The sequence below is a fragment of the Gryllotalpicola sp. CP2-P1 genome (assembly GCF_057512245.1).
Genome location: NZ_JBLRDT010000154.1, coordinates 1 through 6,067, shown reverse-complemented (window position 1 = coordinate 6,067; position 6,067 = coordinate 1). Strand labels below are relative to the sequence as shown.

At 69.8% G+C, this 6,067-nt stretch carries 6 protein-coding genes; 5 read left to right on the top strand and 1 reads right to left on the bottom strand.

Going from position 1 to position 6,067, the window contains the following annotated elements; translation table 11 throughout:
* On the bottom strand, positions 1 to 896 hold an 896-nt coding region (locus ACM2XV_RS11360; RefSeq protein ID WP_487026997.1), incomplete at its 3' end, for an aminotransferase class I/II-fold pyridoxal phosphate-dependent enzyme.
* 84 nt (positions 897 to 980) lie between these two features.
* On the opposite strand from ACM2XV_RS11360, the gene ACM2XV_RS11355 reads away from it, so the two are divergent.
* The 5 genes from ACM2XV_RS11355 to ACM2XV_RS11335 all read left to right on the top strand — a co-directional run.
* Entirely contained in the window at positions 981 to 1,829 is an 849-nt protein-coding gene (locus ACM2XV_RS11355) for a nitrilase-related carbon-nitrogen hydrolase (protein WP_344777053.1), read from the top strand.
* 120 nt (positions 1,830 to 1,949) lie between these two features.
* On the top strand, positions 1,950 to 3,383 hold the full coding sequence (gene hydA / locus ACM2XV_RS11350) for a dihydropyrimidinase (protein WP_487026996.1): 1,434 nt from the start codon (positions 1,950 to 1,952) through the stop codon (positions 3,381 to 3,383).
* Positions 3,384 to 3,409: 26 nt separating this feature from the next.
* Positions 3,410 to 4,429 carry a TIGR03842 family LLM class F420-dependent oxidoreductase gene (locus tag ACM2XV_RS11345; protein WP_487026998.1) on the top strand — a complete coding sequence of 340 codons (1,020 nt, stop codon included), beginning with the start codon at positions 3,410 to 3,412 and terminating at the stop codon, positions 4,427 to 4,429.
* A 5-nt stretch (positions 4,430 to 4,434) separates the two neighbouring features.
* Positions 4,435 to 5,340: an ABC transporter permease gene (locus ACM2XV_RS11340; RefSeq protein ID WP_487026995.1), complete on the top strand. Its 906-nt coding sequence runs from the start codon at positions 4,435 to 4,437 to the stop codon at positions 5,338 to 5,340.
* A partial coding sequence (locus tag ACM2XV_RS11335) for an ABC transporter ATP-binding protein (RefSeq protein WP_487026994.1) occupies positions 5,337 to 6,067 on the top strand: 731 nt, incomplete at its 3' end. The genes ACM2XV_RS11340 and ACM2XV_RS11335, both read left to right, overlap by 4 nt.

Sequence of the window (6,067 nt, the reverse complement as noted above, 5' to 3'; positions counted from 1 at the left end):
GGCCCGTGCGACTTCGAGAAGCTGCGCAGGTGCACGACCTGGTTCGGCAGCCAGGTGCCGAGCGACACCGGCGGCGCGGTCGAGATCAGCCCCGAGTGGTCGTCTTCGATGACGATGACGGATGCCCCGCGCCGCTGCCCCGCGATGATGCGGGCCAGCTCCTCGGCGCGCTGCGGCGTGAGCGACGCACCGGTCGGGTTGTGCGCCCGCGGCTGCAGCACCACGGCCGAGACCTCGCGCGCGAGCGCCCGGAACAGGGAGCGCGCGGTCACCCCGCTCGCGTCGACCTCGAGCGGCACGCGCTCGACGCCGTGCGCATCGAGCATCTCGAAGAGGGGCGGGAACCCGGGCACCTCGACCGCGACGCGATCGCCGAAGCGCACGACCTGATCGAGGGTGCGGGACAGCCCGTCGAGCGCCCCGTCGATGACCGTCAGCGCCTCGACGGGGTAGGGCCACGACTCGCGCAGAAGCCGGTGCAGCTCGGGGATCACGGGCAGTTCCTGGTAGCTGCCCGTCCCCGCCTGCCAGGCGATGCGCGCGACCACGGGCTGCAGCTCGGGAAGCAGCGCCGCGTCGGGCGTGCCCCGCGACAGGTCGAGCGCGGTGACGGGGGCATCGCCGGCGAGCTCCGCCATGCTGCGGGGCAGCCATGAGGCATCCGTCGCCCCCTGGTCGCGCACGAAGCTGCCCGCGCGGCCGCGCGCCACGATGAGCCCGGCCCCCAGCAGGGTCTGCCACGCGTGCGAGACGGTCGCGGGCGAGACGCCGTAAGCGGCGGCGAGCTCGCGCACCGTCGGCAGTCGCTCGCCGGGTGCGAGCTCGCCCGCGCTGATCTGCCGCGCGATCGCGGCGGCGATGCCGCGCGGGGAGGTGTCGTCGGGCCTCGGCAACATTTACCGACGCGTCACGCGAAGAAATTGTCGGGAAATGTTCACGCCGAACGATAACAGAACCAGAACCGACGCATGGAGGTTTCGATGACGGTCATCCGAGCCGCGATCACCCAGACCACGTGGACAGGCGACACAGAGTCGATGATCCGGAAGCACGAGGACTTCGCGCGCGACGCGAAGGCGCAAGGCGCGCAGGTGATCTGCTTCCAAGAGCTGTTCTACGGCCCGTACTTCGGCATCACCGAGGACAAGAAGTACTACGACTTCGCCGAACCCGCAGACGGCCCGATCGTGCAGCGCTTCGCCGCGCTCGCCGCGGAGCTCGGGCTGGTCATGGTGCTGCCCATCTACGAGGCCGAGATGCCGGGCGTGTACTACAACACGGCGGTGGTGGTGGATGCCGACGGCAGCGTGCTCGGGAAATACCGCAAGCACCACATCCCGAACCTCGACAAGTTCTGGGAGAAGTTCTACTTCCGCCCAGGAAACCTCGGCTACCCGGTCTTCCAGACGGCGGTCGGCCCGATCGGCGTCTACATCTGCTACGACCGGCACTTCCCCGAAGGGTGGCGCGAGCTCGGCCTGAACGGCGCTCAGATCGTGTTCAACCCGAACGCGACGAAGCCGGGCCTCAGCAACCGCCTGTGGGAGATCGAGCAGCCCGCGGCGGCCGCCGCCAACGGCTACTTCGTCGCCGCCCCGAACCGAGTCGGCCGCGAAGACAACGAGTACGGCGAACTCGCGGTCGACTTCTACGGCTCGAGTCAGTTCGTCGACCCGAGGGGCAACGTCATCGGCGGGTATGCCTCGAGCGAGACGGAAGAGCTGGTGATCCGCGACCTCGACCTCGACCTGATCCGGCAGGTGCGCGACGACTGGCAGTTCTACCGCGACCGCCGCCCCGAGTCCTACACCAGCATCCCGAAGCCGTAGCGGGTCTCGATACGCGGCCTTCGGCTGCTACTCGACCAACGGGGTGGGCGGCCTTCGGCTGCTACTCGACCAACGGGTGGGTGGCCTTCGGCTGCTACTCGACCAACGAAAAGAGGACCGATGACCAAGACCCTCATCACGAACGGCACCGTCGTGAACGCGACGGGCACGGTCGCCGCCGACGTGCTGATCGACGGCGAGCAGATCGTCGCGGTGCTCGCGCCCGGATCGCAGCTGCTCGGCAGCGATCTGACGCGAAGCGTCGACAGGGTGATCGACGCGGCGGGCAAGTACGTCATTCCGGGCGGCGTCGACGCGCACACGCATATGGAGATGCCGTTCGGCGGCACGTTCGCGAGCGACACCTTCGAGACGGGCACCCGGGCGGCGGCGCACGGCGGCACCACCACGATCGTCGACTTCGTCGTGCAGTACGCGGGCGAGAACCCCCTCGACCAGTACGCGCTCTGGCACGAGAAGGCAGCCAGCAACTGCGCGATCGACTACGGCTTCCACCAGATCCTGTCCGACGTGCAGGACTCCTCTCTCGACGCGATGGACGAGCTCATCGCAGAGGGCGTCACGAGCTTCAAGCTCTTCATGGCCTACAAGGGCGTCTTCCTGTCCGACGACGGCCAGATCGTCAAGGCGATGCAGAAGGCGGCCGACACCGGGTCGATGATCATGATGCACGCCGAGAACGGCGCCGTGATCGACGTGCTGCAGCAGCAGGCGCTCGCCCGCGGCGAGACGGCCCCCTACTACCACGGCACGACGCGGCCCTGGCAGACCGAGGCCGAGGCGACGCATCGCGCGATCGCGTACGCCGGCATGACCGGCGCCCCGCTCTACATCGTGCACGTGAGCGCCAAGCAGGCCGTCGAAGAGATCGCGGCGGCTCGCGACCGGGGCCAGAACGTGTTCGCCGAGACGTGCCCGCAGTACCTCTATCTGAGCCTCGAAGAGCAGCTCGGCGCGCAAAGCGACCAGTGGGGCAGCTTCGAGGGCGCGAAGTGGGTGTGCTCGACGCCGCTGCGCAGCCGCGCAGAGGGCCACCAGAACCACATGTGGCAGGGGCTGCGCACCAACGACCTGCAGGTGATCTCGACCGACCACTGCCCCTTCTGCATGAAGGGCCAGAAAGAGCTGGGCATCGGCGACTTCGCGAAGATCCCGAACGGCATCGGCTCGGTCGAGCACCGCGTGGACCTGATCTATCAGGGCGTCGTGCTCGGCGAGATCTCGCTGCCGCGCTGGGTCGAGCTGACCAGCACGACCCCGGCACGCATGTTCGGCTTCTACGGCAAGAAGGGCGTCATCCAGCCGGGCGCCGACGCCGACATCGTCATCTACGACCCGAGTGCCCACACCACGATCTCGGCCGCGACCCACCACATGAACATGGACTACTCCGCGTGGGAGGGCTTCGAGATCGACGGCGGCGTCGACACCGTGCTGAGCAGGGGCCGCGTGATCGTCGACAAGGGCGCCTACCGCGGCGCCAAGGGCGACGGCGCCTTCGTCAAGCGCGGCCTGAGCCAGTACCTGGTGTGAGCGGCATGGCGAAAGGCAGAGCCGGCATGGACTTCGGCGTCGTCCTCCAGACCGACCCCCCTGCGAGCAGGGTGGTCCACCTCGCCGAGCTCGCCGAGCAGTACGGCTTCACCCACGCGTGGACCTTCGACTCGCACCTGCTGTGGGAGGAGCCGTACGTGATCCACTCGCAGATCCTCGCCCGCACCCACCGCATCACGGTCGGCCCGTTCGTCACGAACCCCGCGACGAGGGACTGGACGGTCACGGCATCCGTCTTCGCCACGCTCAACGAGATGTACGGCAACCGCACCGTGTGCGGCATCGGCCGCGGCGACTCGGCGGTGCGCGTGACCAACGGCCGGCCGGTCACGATGGCCGAGCTGCGCGAGGCGATCCACGTCATCCGCGAGCTCGGCAGCTCGCGCGAGGTCGAGTACAAGGGCTCGACGCTGCGCTTCCCGTGGTCGACCGGCAGCGAGCTGCCGGTGTGGGTCGCCGCCTACGGCCCGCAGGCGCTCAAGCTGACGGGCGAGGTGGGCGACGGCTTCATCCTGCAGCTGGCCGACCTCGACGTGGCCGAGTGGATGATCACCGCGGTGAAGGATGCCGCGCGCAAAGCGGGCCGCGACCCCGAGTCGCTCGACATCTGCGTCTCGGCGCCCATGTACATCGGCACCGACTGGCAGCACATGCGCGAGCAGACCCGCTGGTTCGGCGGCATGGTCGGCAACCACATCGCCGACATCGTGACGCGGTACGGCGAGGACGGCGGCGCGGTGCCGCAGGTGCTCGTCGACTACATCAAGCAGCGCGAGGGCTATGACTACAACCAGCACGGCCGCGCGGGCAACACTCACACGGCGTTCGTGCCCGACGAGATCGTCGATCGGCTGTGCGTGCTCGGCGAGGCATCCGATCACATCGAGAAATTGAGCGCGCTCAAGGAGCTCGGGGTGACGCAGTTCGCCGGTTACCTGCAGCACGACAACAAAGAGGAGACGCTGCGCGTGTACGGCGAGCGCGTGATCCCGGCCGTCAGCGACCACCTGATCGCGAAGGCGTGAGCCGGATGCCTCGCCGCGCCGCCATCCGCCCCGTCGCCGCCCCGAGCTGGCCCCGCCGCGCTCTCTTCGCGGTCGCCGGCGTGCTCGTGCTCGCCGCCGTGTGGGAGCTCTACAAGGCGCTCGGCCCCGTCGAGGGCGTGCGCTGGGGGCAGACCGTGGTGCTGCCGCGCACGAGCGACCTCGCGATGCCGCACCTGTGGGCGATGTTCCAGCGCTACGGGCAGCCCGTGGACTCGTCGGCCGGCTCGCCGACCGTGCTCGCGGCAGTGGCCCGCGCGAGCCTCATCAGCCTCGGCATCGCCGCGTGCGGCTGGGCGGCAGGGGTCGTGCTCGGCGCGCTGCTGGCGCTGCTGATGGTGTCGTGGCGGCTGGCCGAGCGGGCGCTGCTGCCCTACGTGATCCTCAGCCAGACGGTGCCGCTCATCGCCCTCGCCCCGCTCGTCGTGACGTGGGGGTCGCAGATCCACGCGGGCGATTTCGTGTGGAAGCAGTGGATGTCGGTCGCGGCGATCGCCGGGTACCTCGCCTTCTTCCCGATCTCGGTCGGGCTGCTGCGGGGCCTGCGCTCCGCGCCCGAGACGCAGCTCGAGCTGTTTCGCAGCTTCGCCGCCGGGTGGTGGCGCACGCTGTGGCACCTGCGTCTGCCGGCATCCGTCAGCTACCTGCTGCCGGCGCTGCGCATCGCGGCCGCCGCGGCCGTCGTCGGGGCGATCGTCGCCGAGGTGTCGACCGGCATGCAGGGCGGGATCGGGCGCACGATCCTCGCCTACGGCATCGCGTCGGGCGGCGACCCGGCCAAGCCGTGGGACGCGATCATCGGTGCCGTCGTCATCGGCCTCGTCGTCGCCGGCGCGGTGTCGCTCATCGGGCTGGGCTTGCAGAGGTTCCGCAGAGCAGAGGAGACGTCATGAGCGACGCGCACGCCGTGCAGATCGACGCGGTGAGCCGCGTCTTCGCGAGCGGAAGGCGCACCGTGACGGCGCTCGACGACGTCAGCCTCACGGTGGCGCCGGGCGAGTTCGTGTCGCTGATCGGGCCGAGCGGCTGCGGCAAGAGCACCCTGCTGCGGCTCGTGGCCGATCTCGACGCGCCGAGCGCCGGCACGGTGTCGGTCTTCGGCAAGACGGCGAAGCAGGCTCGGCTCGACCAGGACTACGGCATCGCCTTCCAGCAGGCCGGGCTGCTGCCCTGGCGCACGGTCGCGGCGAACATCGCGCTCCCCCTCGAGCTGCACAAGGCGCCGGCATCCGCTCGCCGGTCGCGCGTGGCCGAGCTGCTCGCGCTTGTCGGCCTCGAGGACTTCGCCGGCCACTACCCCGACCAGCTCTCCGGTGGCATGCAGCAGCGCGTCGCGATCGCGCGGGCGCTGGCCGAGAAGCCGCGGCTGCTGCTCATGGACGAGCCGTTCGGGGCGCTCGACGAGATGACCCGCGAGCGCATGCAGACCGAACTCGTGCGGCTGAGCGCCGAGACCGGCGCCGCGGTCTTGTTCGTCACACACTCGATCCCCGAGGCGGTGTTCCTCTCTGATCGGGTGGTCGTGATGTCGCCGCGGCCTGGGCGCGTCACCCGGGTCATCGAGCTCGCCCTCGGGCCGGCGGCCGAGCGCGGCGAGCGACTGCGCGAGTCAACGGACTT